A 16,732-nucleotide genomic window follows, 5' to 3' on the forward strand; every position below is an offset into this window, starting at 1 on the left:
CTGGCGCAGGTGTTTGCGCTCGGCGGCCATGACGTGACGATCACGGATTCGTTCGCCGCCAATCTCGACACGGTGAAGCAGCGGATCAGCGCGAATCTTGCCGATCTCGGTGACGATGCGGACGCGGTGAACCGCGTCACGCCGGTTGCCGACCTCGCGGCAACCGTGCGCGACGCCGATTACGTGGTCGAGGCAGTGCTGGAAGATCTGCCGCTGAAGCAGAAGCTGTTTGCGGACATCGAGCGGCATGTGCGGCCCGACACGATCCTTGCCAGCAACACATCCGTGATCCCGATCACAAAAATCATGGAAGGCCTGACGCACCGCGAGCGCGCGCTCGGCACCCATTGGTGGAACCCGCCCTATCTGGTGCCGCTGGTCGAAGTCATCGGCACGCAGTGGACAGCGCCGCAGGTGATCGAGACCACGATGGCGCTGCACAAGGCGATCGGCAAAACCCCGGTGCATGTGAAGAAGGACGTCGCGGGCTTTGTCGGCAACCGCCTGCAACATGCCTTGTGGCGCGAGGCGATCGCGCTGGTCGAGCATGGCATCTGCGATGCGGAGACAGTCGATACCGTGATCAAGGCCGCGTTCGGCCGCAGGCTCGGGGTGCTCGGACCGCTGGAGAATGCCGATCTGGTCGGCACCGACCTGACGCTGGCGATCCATAAGACCGTGCTGCCGGAAATCGACTCCCGCCCCCATGCTTCGCCCTATCTGGAAAAGCTGGTCGCCGAGGGCCGGCTCGGCTTCAAGTCGGGCGAAGGCTTCCGCACATGGACGCCGGAACAGCAGCAGGAGCTGCGCGCGAAGGTGACGCAGCATCTCAAGGCGGCACGGGAGCAGGACCGGGCCAGAGACGGCAAGCAACGCTGAGCCGATGCGCGGGCCGGTCGATTTCCACGCGCATCTGATCGATCCTGCGGTCTATCGGGAAACGCAAGCCCGGAGCGTCTTCGCGCAAACCACCGACGCCGCGCGTGCCGCCTCGGTCCTCGCCCGCATGGCCGACATTGGCGAGCGCATCGCGGCCATGGACGCGATGGGCACAGGCACGCAAGTCTTGTCGTCGAGCCTCGTGCATCAATGTACTTACGACGCCGCGCCGGACACCGCACTGCGTCTCGATGCGGCAATGAACGAGACCGTCGCGCGGGCCGTTGCCGCGCATCCGGATCGATTTCGCGGACTGGGCAGCGTGCCGTTGCAGGCACAGGAACTGGCCGTGCGCGAACTGACCCGTTGCATGCGCGAGCTGGGCCTATCCGGCGTCACCATCTCCACACGGGTGCGCGATCTGGAAATCGGCGATGCCGGTCTGCGGCCGTTCTGGGAAGCGGCGGAAGCGCTCGGCGCCGTGGTCTTCATTCATCCCGCCGGCAACCCCGACCCGCGCTTTCGCAAATGGCAGCTCTGGAATTCCATCGGCCAGTCATTCGAGGAGGCGATGGCGATCGCGTCATTGTTCTACGAAGGAATCCTCGACGCCTATCCGCGCCTCAAAATCGTGGTCTCGCATGGCGGCGGCTATATGCCGTTCTATCTCGGCCGCATCGCGCGCAACTATGTCGAGAAACCCGCGACGCGCGCGAATATGTCGAAGCCGCCGCGCGATTATGTGCGCATGCTGCATTACGACACCTGCGTCTACGATCCGGATACGCTCGCCGATCTGGTGCGGATCGTGGGCGCGGAGCGCATTGTCATGGGATCGGACTACCCGGTCGGCGAGATGAAGCCCGCGGAATTTGTGCGCGATTGCACCGCGCTTGATGAGGCGCAGCGGCAGCTGGTGCTATCCGCGAATGCGGAGCGGCTTCTTTCGCGGTAGCATCCACCCTCTCCCGCACGCGGGAGAAGGGATAAGCGGGCAACCGGACCAACAACTCCTATTCTTTCTCCAGTCCGATCTCCTTCACCACCTTGCCCCACGCATTGTACTGATCGCGAATATATTGCGCGGTGGACTGCGGCGTACCCGCCCCATCCGAATAGAAGCCGACCTTCTGCATCCGCTCGCGGACTTCCGGGTCTTTCAGCACGCCGTCCAGCGCGCGGTTGGCTTTCTCGATGATGCCGGCGGGCGTGCCGGCCGGCGCCACCAGCGCAAACCAGCCGATGAAATCGAAGCCGGGGAAGGTTTCTGCGACCGGCGTCACCTGCTCGAAGCCCGGAACTTTCCCCGCCGAACTCGTCGCGATCGCGCGCAACTGCCCGCGCTCCATCATCGGCGCAGCCGATGGCACCGCCAGCATCACCACCTGCAGGCGGCCGGCAACCGCATCCTGCACGCCTTGCGGCATCGCGGTATACGGCACCTGCGTCAGGTTCACGCCGCCGAGCTTGCCGAGCCACGACGTCATGATGCCGGAGAAATTGCGGTACCCGTCGGTGGCGACCGAGAGCGAGCCGGGCTTTTTCTTTTCCAGCGCGATCAGTTCGGGCAGCGTCCTGGCCTCCACGCTCGGATGCACCATGACGAAGAACGGCACGCGCGCGATGAAGCCGACCGGGGTGAAATCCTTTTCCGCATCGTAAGGCAGCGACTTGAAGGTGTGCGGATTGCTGACCAGCGGCGCTGCCGTCGCGAACAGGAAGGTGTAACCGTCCGGCGCGGCACGCGCCGCGGCCGCCGCACCGATGGTGTTGCCGGCACCGGGCCGGTTCTCCACGACCACCTGCTGGCCGAGCGCCTTGCCGAAACGTTCGGCGATGAGACGCGCGATAATGTCGGGCGTTCCCCCCGCGGCTTGCGTCACGATGAAGCGGATCGGCTTGTCCGGCCAGTTCTGCGCAGCGGACTGCGCCTGCGCGGTCGCAAGCCCGACCAGCAGCGCAACAAGTATCGTGGCAATACGAACCAGCATGCATTCCTCCTGTTGTTGTGGCCGCAATTCGGCGCGGCGCATTGTTGATGCACCGTAAGCGAAGACGGCTGCATGGTCTATCGCCGCCGCGATCGGCGACGAAATCGCGCAGCGGAGTCCCGCGATGCGGGTCAACCGGCGCCACGAATTTGCATCATCCCGAAACGGCGCGGGGAGTGAGAATGCGCGAATGGTCTGCCCGCTGTCAGGCGCGCGGGAGGCTCGACTTGCGGTGCTCAGCCCGCCTTTGCTGCCTCGCGCGGGATCGCGATGCGGACATGACGGACGGTTGCGACCAGCCGGTCGCCGTCGTGGATCGCGGCATCGCAGATGAACTTGGTGCGGCCGCGCTCGATCAGGGTCGCATCGACTTTCAGCGTGGCGCCGACCCGGCTCGGCCCGAGATGATCGATGGCCACGTGCCGTCCGACGCTGATCTGCCCGGCATCGAGCAGACCGGCGATCAGGCGGAAACAGGCGATCTCGGCGAGCGTCACAAGATAGGGCGTCGCCGCGACCATCGGCATGTTCTCGACCATCGCACCCACCGTGTCTTCCGCGCGCACGGTTGCGGTCATCGACAGCGACGGCTTCTCGCCCTCCACCACCATCGACAGGATTTCGACTGGAACCATCCCGGCCTCCTTCCGAGCGGACTGCGGCGTCCGGCAGGCCGCTACATTTCCACGGCCGATGCGTACGAGTCTATTCAGCCGGCTCCGCCAGACCCCGCGTCATGCGCAGATGCAAAGCAAGGCTCTTGCGGACGCTTTCCGTCGTCCGGGCCTGCGCCAGGCGCCTTCAGCATTGCTGTTATGGAAAAACCGGTCCTCGAGGGGGGATCATCCGCTGGCTGCCATCCCGGTGGCTTGCAGATGACCGGACCGCGGCGCATCGCGCCAGATCAGCCGGCGAAAACCTCGTCGACCAGCCCCTGCACGCGTGCGAAGGCGGCATGGGCGCCAGCCATGACGCGTTGTTCTTCGGCGTCGCTCAGTTCGACCGCATCGAGCGCCGCGGTAAACGTCTTCCAGTGCAGGCCGCGGCCTTCCGGCGACGCCGCAAGGTGGCGCGCACCGAGGGTCTCCGAGAGACCGAGCTTCCTGGCTTCCTTCAGCAGAAAGGCTGCGCCGAGATTGGAGCCTTCCGCCACGTAAAGCCAGCCAAGGGCCGTCGGCAGGTCGGCGTCGTCGCTGCTTTGGAAGGCAGGCGCTGCCGACGGGCTCAACGCCTCGATACCGAGATCCGCGAGATCCTGCCCGATCAGGTCGTAACGCCGCCGCCCGCGCAGGTCGGGCAGCAGCGCATCGAGCGCCGGATTGGCGTAGAGCGCATCGATGTCGCGGTGGAACTGATGCTGCACCTTGACGAACAGGCCATAGCGTTCGCGGCTCGCGAACGGATTATGCGCCATGATCGACTTGTCCAGCCGGTCATGGGTCTGGTGGGTCGCCTCCTTCAGGCGCTTGGCCCGGCCGGACAATTCCGCGCCGGGATGGGTATGCAACGCTTGCGCGTCCATCGGCTTGCTCAATGCTTTCTCCTGTGATCGGGGTTCTTGTTCGGCAACAGGGTGATAGGGAACAAAAGATGCGATAGCGTCAACCTCGGATCACGGCGACGACGGCCGGGCGGCGTGGGGCAGCGAAAACGGCACGGAGGGCGGCGGAACCACCCCGATGGCGGAGGTGACGCCGAACACCGCCGATACATTGCCCTCGGTGATGGTCTGCAGCGGCGGCCCGTCGCGCACCACACGGCCGGCTTTCATGACGACAATGCGGTCGGCGAACATCGCTGCCAGGTTAAGGTCGTGCAGCACCGCCACCACGGTGACGCCGCGCGCAACGCAGCGCCGCGCCGCGGCCAGCAGGTCGAGCTGGTGGCGCAGATCGAGGCTCGATGTCGGCTCGTCGAGCAGCAACAGGCCCGGCCCATAGCGCGCCTCGCCGCAAGCCAGCTGCACCATGGTGCGGGCGAAATGCGCGCGCTGCTGTTCGCCGCCGGACAGCGTGTTGACGATCCGGTCACGCATATCCGTGAGGTCGACGTCGGCAAGCGCGGCGTCGACCATGGCCTCGATAGCAGGCCCGCTGCGCTCGCCCGCCCCCATGCGCACGATCTCCGCGACCGAAAACGGAAAGGCGACGCTGACCGATTGCGCCAGCACCGCACGGCGCAGCGCCAATTCGCCGGAGTAGTAATCCGCAAGGCTGCGCCCCATCAGCGTGACGCTGCCCGAACTCGGCACCCGATCGCCCGACACCACCCGCAGCAGGGTCGATTTGCCGGCGCCGTTCGGGCCGATCAAGGCGACCGCCGAGCCCTGTGCGATCTGCAGCGAGATGTCCTGGACAATCGGCCTGCCCTGCAGCCGCACGCCGACGCCCGAGATTTCGACGAGCGCGGTCATAGGCCGGTCAAGCCCCGCTGGCGCAAGAGGATTGACAGGAAGACCGGCGCGCCGACGATGGCGGTGAGAATGCCGATGGGGATTTCGGCGGGCGCCGCCATGGTGCGGGCCAGCGTGTCGGCGCCGAGCAAGAGGCTCGCGCCAAGCATCGCGGATGCCGGCAGCAACAGCCGGTGGCCCGGTCCGATCACGAGACGGAGGAGATGCGGCACGATGATGCCGACAAAGCCGATGATTCCGGCGAACGCGACCGCGGCCCCGGTCATCGCCGAGATCAGCACGATGGCGCGGCGCTTCAGGCGTTCGACCTCGATGCCCATATGGAAGGCTTCGCTCTCGCCCAGCACCAGGTAATCGAGACCGCGTCCGATGCCCGGCACCATCAACAGCATCGCGATCAGAAACGGACTGAGGATCATCACCGTCTGCCAGGTCGCACCGCTCACCGAGCCGAGCATCCAGAAGGTCATGTCGCGCAGCTGGCGGTCGTCGGCGGTGAAGACCAGCATGCCGATGGCGGCATTGGACAACGCGGCGATGGCAAGACCGCCAAGCAGGAACACGGCAATCGAGGTCCGGTTCTCGCGCGTGGCGAGGCGGTAAAGCAGCATCGTCGCCGCCAGTGATCCGCCGAAAGCGGCAAGCGGCAGCAGCCAGAATGACGCTGCGATCCCGCTGCCGGCCAGCAGCCGGTCGCCGAGAACGATGACACAGGCGGCAGCCAGCGCGCCGCCGCCGGATACGCCGACCAGCGCCGGATCGGCAAGCGGATTGCGGAACAGACCCTGCATGATGGCGCCGGCTGCGGCGAGTAACGCGCCGACGATCGCCGCCATTGCAATCCGCGGCAGCCGGATCGACCACAGCACCAGACGGTCGCGCGCGACCAGCGCGGCGTCGCCCTCCCCGGCCGCCAGACCGAACGCGCCCGCCAGGCGCGACAGCGGAATGCCGGCGGCGCCGATGGTGACGGCCAGTGCCGCCACCGCAAGCAGCATCACTGCAAGCGCGAGGACCAACGCCTTCCGGGCGCCCGGCGAATGCCGCACATATGCGATGCCGCGAGGGGCGAACCCTGCGGCGCTCATCGGTCGCAGGACAGGCTTGGCGGGGCCTGTGCCGCGCCCGTGGTCTGCGGCGCCTTCAGATCGGGATAGAGCTTCTGCGCCAGTTCGCGCGCGGCCGACGCCGTGCGCGGTCCAAAGCCCAGGAGATAAAGCCCGTCCATGGCCACGAACGCATTGCGCGCCGCCGCCGGCGTCAGCGCGAAGCCTTTGTGAGCGAAGACCTGCTTCGCGCTCACCGGTTCTGCATCGCGCAGCATCGCCAGCACCGCATCCGGCTGTGCCGCCACCACGGATTCGTCTTCCAGCTGCTTGTAGCCCTCGAACTGGTCGATAGCGTTGACGGCGCCCGCCATCCGGATGATGCCGTCGGCCGCGGTGTTGCGTCCGGCCACCATGGCGCGGCCGTTGACGAACGACATCACGAAGACGACGCGCACCGGCTTGCCAATGCCGGCCCGCCACTGCGCCAGGGTGTCGAGATCGCGTCTGACGCGCTCGGCCACGCATCGGCCGCGCTCTTCGCGCTGCACCGCCTTCGCCACCCGTTCAATCTTGCGCAGGATTCCCTCGGCCGAATAGTCGTCACCGACCATGATGATCGGCACGCCGGCCGCTTTCAGAACGGACATCGCCTGCGGCGGACCTGCACCCTGCAGCGCCAGGATGAGCGAGGGCGCGACGCCGAGCACGCCTTCCGGCGACAGCGCGCGCATGTAGCCGACATTCTTCTTTTCCTGCAACGCCTGCCGCGGATACAGACTGGTCGAGTCGACCGCGACGATATTTTGCGCGGCACCCAGTTCATAGAGAATCTCGGTGATCGAACCGCCGATCGAAACCGTACGGCTGGCGTCGATCGCATCGGCCGGACGGCCCTCGGCATCCCCGGCCGCGCTATCGCCGGCGGTTGCACGCAAAGGCAACAGCGCCGCGGCACACAGGAGAAGAACCGCCAGGCGGCAAAGAGGCGAAGCCATACCGGTCATTTGGTCAGAATGAGCTTGTTCTGGGCCGTCAGCCTGAGGCGATAGCGGTCGTCACCATGCGCAATGACAATTTCCCGCGCGGACGCGAACAGGTCGCGGCTGTCGAGCTGGTTGCCGGCGAAGGTCAAAACGCGCGCGGCAGACGCCGCCGGGCGCGGCCTTGTGGTGTCGGCATTGTCAGGATCCCCCATTTGCATCACGCGCCTTTTCAGTCCCGCTCGCATTCCGGTCAGTTTGGACCGGCTCCAAACAAAGCCTCAGTTTTGAACCATTTTAATCTGTAAAATCAATAACTTAGATTGATTTACCGCTGCCCTGAAGCGACCGCAAGACAGAAAATGAATGCATGGCCGGTCTGGCAAACCAGCCATGCACTTCATTCAATTGTGCGCCGCGCTTGCTTCACTTGCGCGCGTGGCGGCACGCGCGTCGCGCAATCTCACACCAGCAGGAAGTCCGAGGCGGTGAGCTGTGCGCCATTGTCGAAGGTGGCGAGCAGCACGGCCGCTTTCTTGCCCGCGCCGTCCGGATCCCACCAGAGCTGACTCGTCGACTCGTCGAACACGAACTGGCCGTGATTGGTCGCAGTTGCTGCGACGCCGTTTTCATTGCTGACGAAGTAATCGGCCTGAAAGACGCTGAGGTCGAGACCGGCGAGCAGCTTGAACCCGCTCTTGGAAATCCCGATCAGATCTTCGCCTGACACGAAATCGGTGATCACGTCGCCGGTCTTGCCGCCGTCCTTGGCCGTGTTGAACACGAACGTGTCGGACCCGAGCCCGCCGGTCAGCCGGTCGGCGCCGCCATTTCCGATTACCACGTCATTGCCGTCGCCGCCGTCGATCGCATTGTCCTTCTTGTCGCCGACCAGAATGTCGTCGAAGGCCGAGCCCAGAAGGTTCTGGATGTTCTTGTAGGTATCGCCCGCCGCTTCACCGGTATTGTTCTTCGATTGCGACAGATCGGCGGTCACGCCGGTCTCGGCATTGGCATAGCTGGCCGTATTGATGCCCTTCCCGCCGTCGAGCTTGTCGGCACCCTTGCCGCCTTCGAGAACGTTATCGCCGTCGTCCCCGGTCAGGGTGTCGTTAAAGTCCGATCCGACGAGATTTTCGACCGAGTCATAGGTATCGCCGGACGCAAACCCGGCATTCTTGCTGGGTTTGGCGAGGTTGACGACAACGCCGCTGGTGCTGCTTTCGTAGCTGACCGTGTCGACGCCATCGCCGCCGAAAAATGCCTGCGGATGCGTCTGCGCAACGAAAACATTGTCTCCGGAATCGCCGAGCTGCTCCTCGGGAGCGATCACATCGACCGTTGCGGAAATAACGAAGTTGAACAATGCATCGTCGATGCCGTTGGTCTTGAAACTGAGAACACCGGTATAGTCACCCGCCTTCTTGGTGTTGAGCACCACGGTGAAGGTGACCGACTCGCCCGCAGCAAGAGTGGACGGCAGCTTCTCGCCCTTGGCGAGCGAGAAGCCCTTCGGCAGCTTCAGTCCGGAGAGATTCATCGGCTCCGTGCCGGTATTGCCGATCGTGAAGGTCTGTTCGAAATGTCCACCGACCGCATGCGTGCCGAACGCGGTGCCGTCCGCTGCGTCAGGCGTCGTGTCGTTGTCGGCGATGACGATGCCGTTGCCGCGCACGGTGGCCTGCGGCCCCTGGACCGGCGTCTCCAGCGTGATGCCGAAGGTGCCGTTGACATAATCCTTGATGACCACGGTCTGCGGGCTGCCCTCGCGCACGATGGTGAGATCGCCGCCGGTCCAGCTCAGCGTGAGATTTTGCACCGCGCTGTTCTGGTCGAGCACCGCGAGATTCCAGACCCCCGGGCTGACCAGCGTGGCCAACCCGCCGATGCCGTAGCCGCTGGTGGCGCCCGGCGCCGGACTCCACGAGCCGGGATAGGTCGCTGGCCGGAACGTGCCGTGCCAGAGCGCACCGTCGTCATCGATGATGGTGGTGGTTCCGGCATCGGTGAAGCGGATCACGAAGGTGTCGTCGCCCGCGCCGCCGATCACGGTATTGTTGCCGCCGCGCGCATGGATCACATCATCCCCTGCGCCGCCATCGGCATAGTCGTTGCCGCCACCGGTGAAGATCAGGTCGTTGCCGTCGCCGCCATAGACCGTATCGGCATGCCCGCCCTGATTGCTGGTGACGATATAGTCGTCGCCGGCGCCGCCATGAACTTCGATCCCCGAATAACGCAGGCCGAGCGAGTCGCCGGAGAACACATCGTCGCCATCGGTCAGGATATGCGCCGCCGTCACGGTGAGGTTCACAGTGGCCACATTTGAGAGCGCACCGTCGCTGTCCTGCACCGTGTAGGTGAAGCTGTCCGGTCCCACATAGCCGATATTCGGCTGGTAGGTGATGGCGCCGGTGATGGGATTGACAGTGACCGTTCCGTTGGCGGGCTGATCGACAATGGTCACGGTGGTCGGGTCCAGCGTTCCCACGAGGTCGGTGTCGTTGGCGAGAACGTCGATGACTTTCTGGAGATCCTTTACCGTCGAGGCGCTGTCATCGGAGGCGATTGGCGCCGTGTTTTCCAGCGTGATGCCGAAGGTGCCGTTGACATAATCCTTGATGACCACGGTCTGCGGGCTGCCCTCGCGAACGATGGTGAGATCGCCGCCGGTCCAGCTCAGCGTGAGATTTTGCACCACGCTGTTCTGGTCGAGCACCGCAAGGTTCCAGACGCCGGGACTTACCAGCGTCGCCGAGCCGCCGATGCCGTAGCCGCTGGTCGCGCCCGGCGCCGGACTCCACGAGCCCGGATAGGTCGCGGGCCGGAACGTGCCGTGCCAGAGCGCACCGTCGTCATCGATGATGGTGGTGGTTCCGGTATCGGTGAAGCGGATCACGAAGGTGTCGTCGCCCTCGCCGCCGATCACCGTATTGTTGCCGCCGCGCGCATGGATCACATCATCCCCTGCGCCGCCATCGGCATAGTCGTTGCCGCCGCCGGTGAAGATCAGGTCGTTGCCGTCGCCGCCATAGATCGTGTCCGGATGCGCAGCGCTGTTGCTGGTGACGATGTAATCGTGGCCGGCGCTGCCATGCACCTCCAGCCCTGAAAAACGCAGACCGAGCGAATCCCCGGAGAACACGTCGTCGTTCTGCGTCAGGAGATACACCGACGTATCGGCAAACTGCAGAATCTCGACGGAGGTGAGCGTATCCTGGCCCTCGTTACTCTCACCGGTCCGGGTGTCGGTCACCGTCCAGGTGCCGTCGCCGTTGTCGACGATTTCATAGTCGGCCCGGTTGCCGCCGTAGACGACAGTGTCCCTGCCCGCGCCGCCATCGATGGTGTCGTTGCCGCTGCCGCCCGACAGCGTGTCGTCTCCGTCGCCGCCCTCGATCAGGTCGTCGAATGCCGCGCCGGTAAAGACGTCGCCATAGGCCGAACCGATGAAGTGCTGGGCATATTGGTCAAGCTGGTCGCCGAACAGGTTCAGCCGCGCCGGGTCGGCTGAGGCTCCGTACATATAGGCGATGGCAAAGTTGTGTACCGCGCCGGTCGCCTCGACTTCCGCCTCCGGAGACACCGCGTTGGAGAAATCGACGAGACCGGTAATCCGCAGTTCGACATCGCCGCCGATATAGAAGCCGCTCCCATCGTAACTGCCCGATCCACGATAGCCGAACTCGATGGTTCCGATCTCGCCCCAGACCGTGTGCGTGCCGAAGAAATATTCAAGAGACCCATGCGCAAGGACGTATTTGGAGGCCGGGTCAGAGCCGTAGCTGATCATCATCTCGCTGCCGGAAAACTGCGTCGAGTTGTCGAAGACCGGAAAGCCGCCACCGGTGGCATCGGAGATGAATCCGCCGCGGATGAATGCCTCGAAATTCATTCCGGATGCGGCGGTCGAGGCGTCGATGGTGATCATGGTGCTCATGGACTACTTCCTTAAGTCGAGAGATGCGCGAGCCGCGCGCGTTTGCCGGTCGCGTCGGGATTGGTGCGGATGCCTGGTTGCGGCGGACGCCGGAACGCCGGCAGGTCAGCGTCGGCGCAGTCGCGCATGGATGCGCAAGGCCGGCTACGGCATCGATCCTGCTGCGTCAGACATCAGCAGTTACATGCCACGTTGTTTGCAAACATTGTGAAAGCCACGGCAAGTCTCCCGATCACGATGTAAAAGCGTGGCTGGCTGAGAGGCTTGCTGGCGCCGGATACGGTCACTACTGCATCACAACATCGCCGCTGTCAGCACAGAAAGTGAATTTGAAGTTTAGAAAAGCAACAGAATTTACCCTGTTCTTTAGAACCAAAACAAACTTGCGCCACCCAAGAGCGGATGAAGCGCGCATGGTCGAGAACGCAGTTGCGCAATCGCGCAAGCGCACGTGCAGATCATCCGGCACGACAGCACCGCCTGGAATTCGCTCAGAATTTGCCCTGCATCGAGAAAGTGATGGTGCGCCCGGGCGCCGGATAGGTCGGCACGCCCATGGCGTCGACATAGGCCTTGTCCATGAGGTTATCGACGTTGATGCGCGCAGTCAGATTCTCGTTGAGATCGAACGAGAGATAGAGGCCGTAGAGATGATAGCTCTTTTGCTTATAGGTCTCGATCATCTCCTCGCTGGTCAGCGGGATGGTCGGCGCGACATAGGTCATGCGGCCGCCGACCGTCAGCTTGCGGTCGAAGAAGCGTAAGCCGCCGTCCAGCGAGTATTTCTCCTTCGGCGGCACGAAGATGAAGAAATACTGGCGTTCCCATTCCGGCAGCAGCGGCAGATAGGCGTCACCGTCGGGCGGACCGGCGAAGAACGGATCGAACACGCCGTCATAGGTCGCCTTCAGGCTGGTATAGCTGCCGCCGATATAGGCCTTGCCCGCATCGTAGGAGGCTTCGACCTCGAACCCCTTCATGGTGGTGGTCGGACCGAGCAGATTTACGAAGACGAACGCGGTCTGCACCGCATTGCCGAACGTCCCGGCCTGCGGAAAGCGCCCGACGCCGTTGGTGATAAAGTTGTCGACCTTGGTCTCGAAAATCGCGGCTTTGGCGCGAAATCCATCGCCCTGAAAAAACACATTGTCGTATTTGATATTGGCGCCGGCCTCGAAGGTCTTCGAGGTCTCGGGCAACAGGTTCGGATTGGGCCCGAACAGCACGCCGTTGCCGATATGCCGGCCGTATTGCAGCGTCTCCATGATCTGCGGCGGCCGGAATCCTTCGGCATATTTGCCGTAGAGCTGCAGGCCCTTGAACGGCGTCACCGCCACGGTGAAGGTCGGCGAGAACCGCCCTTCCGAATTGTCGACCGAGAACGGTTGGGTGCACTCGACTGCGAACGGACCGCAGGCATTGATGAAGTTGCCGGAGCCCTTCAGCGAATAAAGGTCGTATCGCCCGCCCGCGATCAATTCGAGCCACTCGCCCTGCTTCAGCGTGATCTGGCTGAAGGCGCTGGCGACATCGCGGGCGCCCGCGGGCGTCGGACCGGAGAACCATTCGGCATCAGACGGATTGGTCTGATCGGTCATGACCCCGGTTTTGGTCTGGTCCTTGAAATATTCGACGCCGCTGATCCAGCTGACATTGAACAGCGGAATGTCGAAGCGCGCGGTGTTGGTCACGCTGCCGCCGAAAGACGTCAGCCCGTATTGCAGGTCGAAATAGCCATAGGAGATGCGCGGCGGCCGGTATTGGTGATTGTCGGTCGACGACCACCACAGCTTGGCATTCAGATCGATGAGCGGGTTCGGTTTCCACGAATAGTCGGCGGTCGCCGTCTGCGTGGTCAGCTGGTTATTATCGATATAGATCCCGTCACCGGTCGAGAACGCATTCTTGAGCGCAACATAGCCGAGCTTCAAGGTCTGGTCGTCGGCCGGCCGGAGCGTGAGCTTGGCCAGGCCCGACCAGTTATTCTGGTTGGTGAATTTCACCGGCTGGCCGGGACCGACGAATTCGAGTTCGCCATTCTGTCCGGGCTCGTATTGTCCGGTTTCCTTGCGCGAGACGGCGGTGACGAATTCGACATTCTCGCTCTTCGCCGCAGCCGCATGGCTTGTCGTGTAGCGGAACTGGTTGGTGCCGGTGATCGCGCGCGAGCGGAAGCCATGGGTCTTGCCCGGCAACAGAATGTCGTCGGCTTCGAGCGTCCGCAGTGTCACCACCCCGCCGATCACGCCCGCGCCGCCGACCGTCGAGATCGGCCCCTTCTCGACCACGACGCCGCCGATCAATTCCGGATCGGCATAGACGGAGCTGACGGCATTGTGGCCGGCCTGCTGGAAATTCTGCCGCGCCCCGTCGATGGTCACATTGACGCGGCCCTGCTCCTGGAGGCCGCGGATATTCACCGTCATCCCCGGATTTTGCCGGTCGGTGGGCGTGAAAACGCCCGACATGTCCTGGAACAGATCGCTGGTGTTGCGCGGCGCGCGCTGCTCGATGGTCTCGCGGCTGATGACGCTGACGGATGCCGGAGTGCTGTAAACCCAGTCGGGCGTACCTTGAAAACCCTTGGGCTCGCTGCTGCCGGGGGCTTCGCTTTGTGCGCTCTGCGCGCCTGCGTCCTGTTCGCCGCCGGCGGGCGCGGCGGCGGGGGCGGGTTGCGCCCGGCGCGGCTTGCGGTTGGTCCCGGCAGCAACGTCGATCGGATCAAGCGTGACCTGCGCAAAGGACGGCGTCTCATGGACCGAAACCGCTGTGGCGCCGAGTGCGGCCAGCGCCAGCCTTTGCAACAGGCCGGGGCGGCGCCGTTGCGCCGGCGCCCTCACGACCGTGTCACACGCGCTCACCGCATGCAGGCTTCTCGTTAAGCCGATGCTTGCCACCCCGGGCACCTTTCCCGCAGCAGCGGCCTATGCCAGCAGATCGAAGTCCAACGCCGTGAGTTGCGCGCCGTTGGAGAAAGTGGCGAGCAGCACGGCCGCTTTCTTGCCCGCGCCGTCCGGATCCCACCAGAGCTGACTCGTCGACTCGTCGAACACGAACTGGCCGTGGTTGGTCGCCGTTGCAGCCACGCCGCTTTCATTGCTGACGAAGTAATCGGCCTGAAAGCCGCTGAGGTCGAGGCCGGCGAGCAGCTTGAACCCGCTCTTGGAAATTCCGATCAGATCCTCGCCCGGAACGAAATCGGTGATGACGTCGCCGGTCTTGCCGCCGTCCTTCTCGGTGAGGAAAACGAAGGTGTCGGCGCCGAGCCCGCCGGTCAGCGTATCGGACCCGCCATTGCCGATCAGGACGTCGTTGCCGTCGCCGCCGTCGAGCGCATTGTCCTTCTTGTCGCCCACCAGCGTATCGTCGAACGCGGAGCCGAGGAGATTGTGAATGTTCTTGTAGGTATCGCCCGCGGCCTCGCCGGTATTGTTGCCGGCGCTCAACAAATCGGCGGTGACGCCTGTTGCCGCATTGGCATAGCTTGCGGTATTGACGCCCTTGCCGCCGTCGAGCCGGTCGGCGCCCTCGCCGCCTTCGAGAATGGTGTTGTCGGCTCCTCCCGTCAGCGTGTCGTTGAAGGCCGATCCGATGAGCTTCTCGATCGAGGTATAGGTGTCGCCGGCCGCGAAACCGGCATTCTTGTTGGGACTGGCAAGACTTGCGACCACACCGGCCGTGGCGTTCGCATAGCTCACCGTGTCGATGCCGCCTTTCCCGTCGAAATTCTCGGCATTGTCGGTCGCGATGAAGACATCATCGACGCCGTCGCTGCCGACCACATTGCGCGGCCCGACCGTTCCGGTGACAACGAAGTCATATTCCGACAGCTTGCCGGCGTTGTTGTTGATCACGATCCGCGCGGAGCGCGTTCCCGCGATGGTGGTGTCCATCTCGACGTCAAAGGTGATCGATTCCCCGCCCTGCAGAACCACGCCGGTCAGGTCGGTGAGGAGGGTGAAGCCCACGCCCTCCAGCGTCGCGCTGGAAATGGTCAACGGCGCCGCACCCGCAGCGTTGCTGATGGTGAAGGTACGGACCGGCGGCGTATCCTCAAACCCGATCCCGGCATCGAATTGGGTGTGATTGGCGATCGAGGCCTTCTTCGAATTGTCCTTGATGCTGACGCCGTTGCCGAGCACGTCGATCTTGGGCTCGACCACCGAACCGGAGATCGCGAAATCGTAAACCTTGTCGCTGACGCCGTTGGTGGAGAATGTGATCACGCCGCTATAGGCGCCGACCTTCTTGGTATCGAGCTGCACCTGGAAGGACACGGACTGTCCCGGTGCTATGGTCGAGGGCAAGGTCGATCCGACCAGCGAAAAGCCTTTCGGCAGCTTCAGCTTCGATGTTGTCAACACCTCGTCGCCGTTATTGGTCACGGTGAAGGTCTGGATTGCGGTTTCTCCTACCAGAACCGCGCCAAACGCGGTGCCATCCGCAGCATCCGGGCTGCTGTCGCCATCGGCGATATCGATGCCGTTTCCCGAGACCGAGGCTTGCGGCCCCGTCGGGTCTGTCGGCACGAGCGGTCCAAACAGAAAATAATCTTCGCTCAAAGCCGCATTGAAGCCGGTCAGCGTCAGCGAATGGCCACCGCCGAAATCGATCCTGGTGTCGGCACCGCCATTGACCAGGGAGATGTGGTTCTGCAGTTCGGCGAAATTCGAATAGGTCGCCGTGATGCGGATCGTGTCGCTACCGGCCTCGAAATCGGTAATGATATCCGCGCCCTGGCCGTCATAGACGAAGATGTCGCTGCCGGCGCCCCCGGTCAGGGTGTCGTCGCCGGCTCCTCCGCCCAGAATGTCGTTGCCGTCGCCGCCTTCGACGATGTCATTCTGGCCGTAACCAAGGAACACATCGCCGCCGTTGCCGCCAACGAAGTGAATTTGGTTGCTATTCAGGATATTGAGGAGAGTCGTGATGTCTCCATTCATCGCCTCCCAAAGCAGATCCTGAGCGGCATTGCCGGAGGTGATCCCGGAAATTCGCATATCCATCTGCGACAGCTGGAACGAGCCGGCGCTGTGGGTCAGGCCATAGCCGAACGTGATCGCGCTGACGGAACCGCTGACCTGATGGGTCGCCATCGAATAGGAGAAGCCGCCCGCCGAGTCGAAGAAAACCGCCTGCTTTGACGGATCGCCGAGCAGATTCGGAGACTCGGTGACGGCGTATTGTGAGCCCGACATCGCCGCCGGGTTGCTGTCGAACCACCCAAAACCGGAGCGCGTGAAAGTCGTGTCGAAATCGGCGAGATAGGCCGCGACATTGATGCCATTGTTGCCAGCGGTGATGGTGATCGCCAAAGCCAGGCCTCCTGCGAGGTTGACGCGCCTGGCTGGCTTGGACTGGCTTGCTGGCGTCTATGGTGCGAAGATGATGGGCGGTCCGATTTCACTAGCGGACACGGCGGGTTCGGCAACCCTTTTTTGCTCTCTTTGGACCTATTCTCGAGTGGCCCGCCGTCCGGG

General features: G+C 63.7%; 12 protein-coding genes. 2 read left to right on the top strand and 10 right to left on the bottom strand.

Annotated features, from left to right (window positions below):
- Both ACK41X_RS03520 and ACK41X_RS03525 read left to right on the top strand, forming a co-directional pair.
- A partial coding sequence (locus tag ACK41X_RS03520; protein WP_409719321.1) for a 3-hydroxyacyl-CoA dehydrogenase family protein occupies positions 1-879 on the top strand: 879 nt, incomplete at its 5' end.
- 4 nt (positions 880-883) lie between these two features.
- Complete coding sequence (locus ACK41X_RS03525) at positions 884-1,834, top strand: amidohydrolase family protein (RefSeq protein ID WP_409719323.1); 951 nt, start codon at positions 884-886, stop codon at positions 1,832-1,834.
- A 58-nt stretch (positions 1,835-1,892) separates the two neighbouring features.
- On the opposite strand, the gene ACK41X_RS03530 is transcribed toward ACK41X_RS03525, so the two are convergent.
- The 10 genes from ACK41X_RS03530 to ACK41X_RS03575 all read right to left on the bottom strand — a co-directional run bounded on the left by ACK41X_RS03530 (position 1,893) and on the right by ACK41X_RS03575 (position 16,567).
- Positions 1,893-2,870, bottom strand: a complete 978-nt coding sequence (locus tag ACK41X_RS03530) for a Bug family tripartite tricarboxylate transporter substrate binding protein (protein WP_409719325.1) — start codon at positions 2,868-2,870, stop codon at positions 1,893-1,895.
- A gap of 236 nt (positions 2,871-3,106) precedes the next feature.
- Positions 3,107-3,505, bottom strand: a complete 399-nt coding sequence (locus tag ACK41X_RS03535; protein ID WP_409719327.1) for a thioesterase family protein — start codon at positions 3,503-3,505, stop codon at positions 3,107-3,109.
- 269 nt (positions 3,506-3,774) lie between these two features.
- Positions 3,775-4,392, bottom strand: a complete 618-nt coding sequence (locus ACK41X_RS03540) for a biliverdin-producing heme oxygenase (protein WP_409719442.1) — start codon at positions 4,390-4,392, stop codon at positions 3,775-3,777.
- A gap of 90 nt (positions 4,393-4,482) precedes the next feature.
- A complete protein-coding gene (locus ACK41X_RS03545) occupies positions 4,483-5,283 on the bottom strand; it encodes a heme ABC transporter ATP-binding protein (RefSeq protein ID WP_409719330.1) in 801 nt (266 codons plus the stop codon).
- Positions 5,280-6,371, bottom strand: coding sequence for a FecCD family ABC transporter permease (locus ACK41X_RS03550; RefSeq protein ID WP_409719332.1), 1,092 nt, complete (start codon positions 6,369-6,371; stop codon positions 5,280-5,282). Before ACK41X_RS03550 ends, ACK41X_RS03545 begins: the two co-directional genes overlap by 4 nt.
- Positions 6,368-7,267, bottom strand: a complete 900-nt coding sequence (locus ACK41X_RS03555) for a hemin ABC transporter substrate-binding protein (RefSeq protein ID WP_409719334.1) — start codon at positions 7,265-7,267, stop codon at positions 6,368-6,370. The genes ACK41X_RS03550 and ACK41X_RS03555 overlap by 4 nt, the downstream gene beginning before the upstream one ends.
- A 65-nt stretch (positions 7,268-7,332) precedes the next feature.
- Positions 7,333-7,527 carry a hemin uptake protein HemP gene (gene hemP, locus ACK41X_RS03560; protein ID WP_409719336.1) on the bottom strand — a complete coding sequence of 65 codons (195 nt, stop codon included), beginning with the start codon at positions 7,525-7,527 and terminating at the stop codon, positions 7,333-7,335.
- A gap of 248 nt (positions 7,528-7,775) precedes the next feature.
- Positions 7,776-11,252, bottom strand: a complete 3,477-nt coding sequence (locus tag ACK41X_RS03565) for a choice-of-anchor D domain-containing protein (RefSeq protein WP_409719338.1) — start codon at positions 11,250-11,252, stop codon at positions 7,776-7,778.
- 491 nt (positions 11,253-11,743) lie between these two features.
- Positions 11,744-14,092, bottom strand: a complete 2,349-nt coding sequence (locus tag ACK41X_RS03570; protein ID WP_409719340.1) for a TonB-dependent hemoglobin/transferrin/lactoferrin family receptor — start codon at positions 14,090-14,092, stop codon at positions 11,744-11,746.
- Positions 14,093-14,176: 84 nt separating this feature from the next.
- A complete protein-coding gene (locus ACK41X_RS03575; protein WP_409719342.1) occupies positions 14,177-16,567 on the bottom strand; it encodes a choice-of-anchor D domain-containing protein in 2,391 nt (796 codons plus the stop codon).
- Positions 16,568-16,732 lie beyond the last annotated feature (165 nt).

Source organism: Pseudorhodoplanes sp. (assembly GCF_046289595.1).
Lineage (GTDB): Bacteria > Pseudomonadota > Alphaproteobacteria > Rhizobiales > Xanthobacteraceae > Pseudorhodoplanes.

What these genes read in the sequence shown, in the direction of transcription:
- ACK41X_RS03540 (WP_409719442.1), bottom strand. Translation starts at nt 4,392, where the DNA reads ATGGACGCGCAAGCGTTGCATACCCATCCCGGCGCGGAATTGTCCGGC.
- ACK41X_RS03565 (WP_409719338.1), bottom strand. Translation starts at nt 11,252, where the DNA reads ATGAGCACCATGATCACCATCGACGCCTCGACCGCCGCATCCGGAATG.
- ACK41X_RS03530 (WP_409719325.1), bottom strand. Translation starts at nt 2,870, where the DNA reads ATGCTGGTTCGTATTGCCACGATACTTGTTGCGCTGCTGGTCGGGCTT.
- ACK41X_RS03545 (WP_409719330.1), bottom strand. Translation starts at nt 5,283, where the DNA reads ATGACCGCGCTCGTCGAAATCTCGGGCGTCGGCGTGCGGCTGCAGGGC.
- ACK41X_RS03525 (WP_409719323.1), top strand. Translation starts at nt 884, where the DNA reads ATGCGCGGGCCGGTCGATTTCCACGCGCATCTGATCGATCCTGCGGTC.
- ACK41X_RS03550 (WP_409719332.1), bottom strand. Translation starts at nt 6,371, where the DNA reads ATGAGCGCCGCAGGGTTCGCCCCTCGCGGCATCGCATATGTGCGGCAT.
- ACK41X_RS03535 (WP_409719327.1), bottom strand. Translation starts at nt 3,505, where the DNA reads ATGGTTCCAGTCGAAATCCTGTCGATGGTGGTGGAGGGCGAGAAGCCG.
- hemP (WP_409719336.1), bottom strand. Translation starts at nt 7,527, where the DNA reads ATGGGGGATCCTGACAATGCCGACACCACAAGGCCGCGCCCGGCGGCG.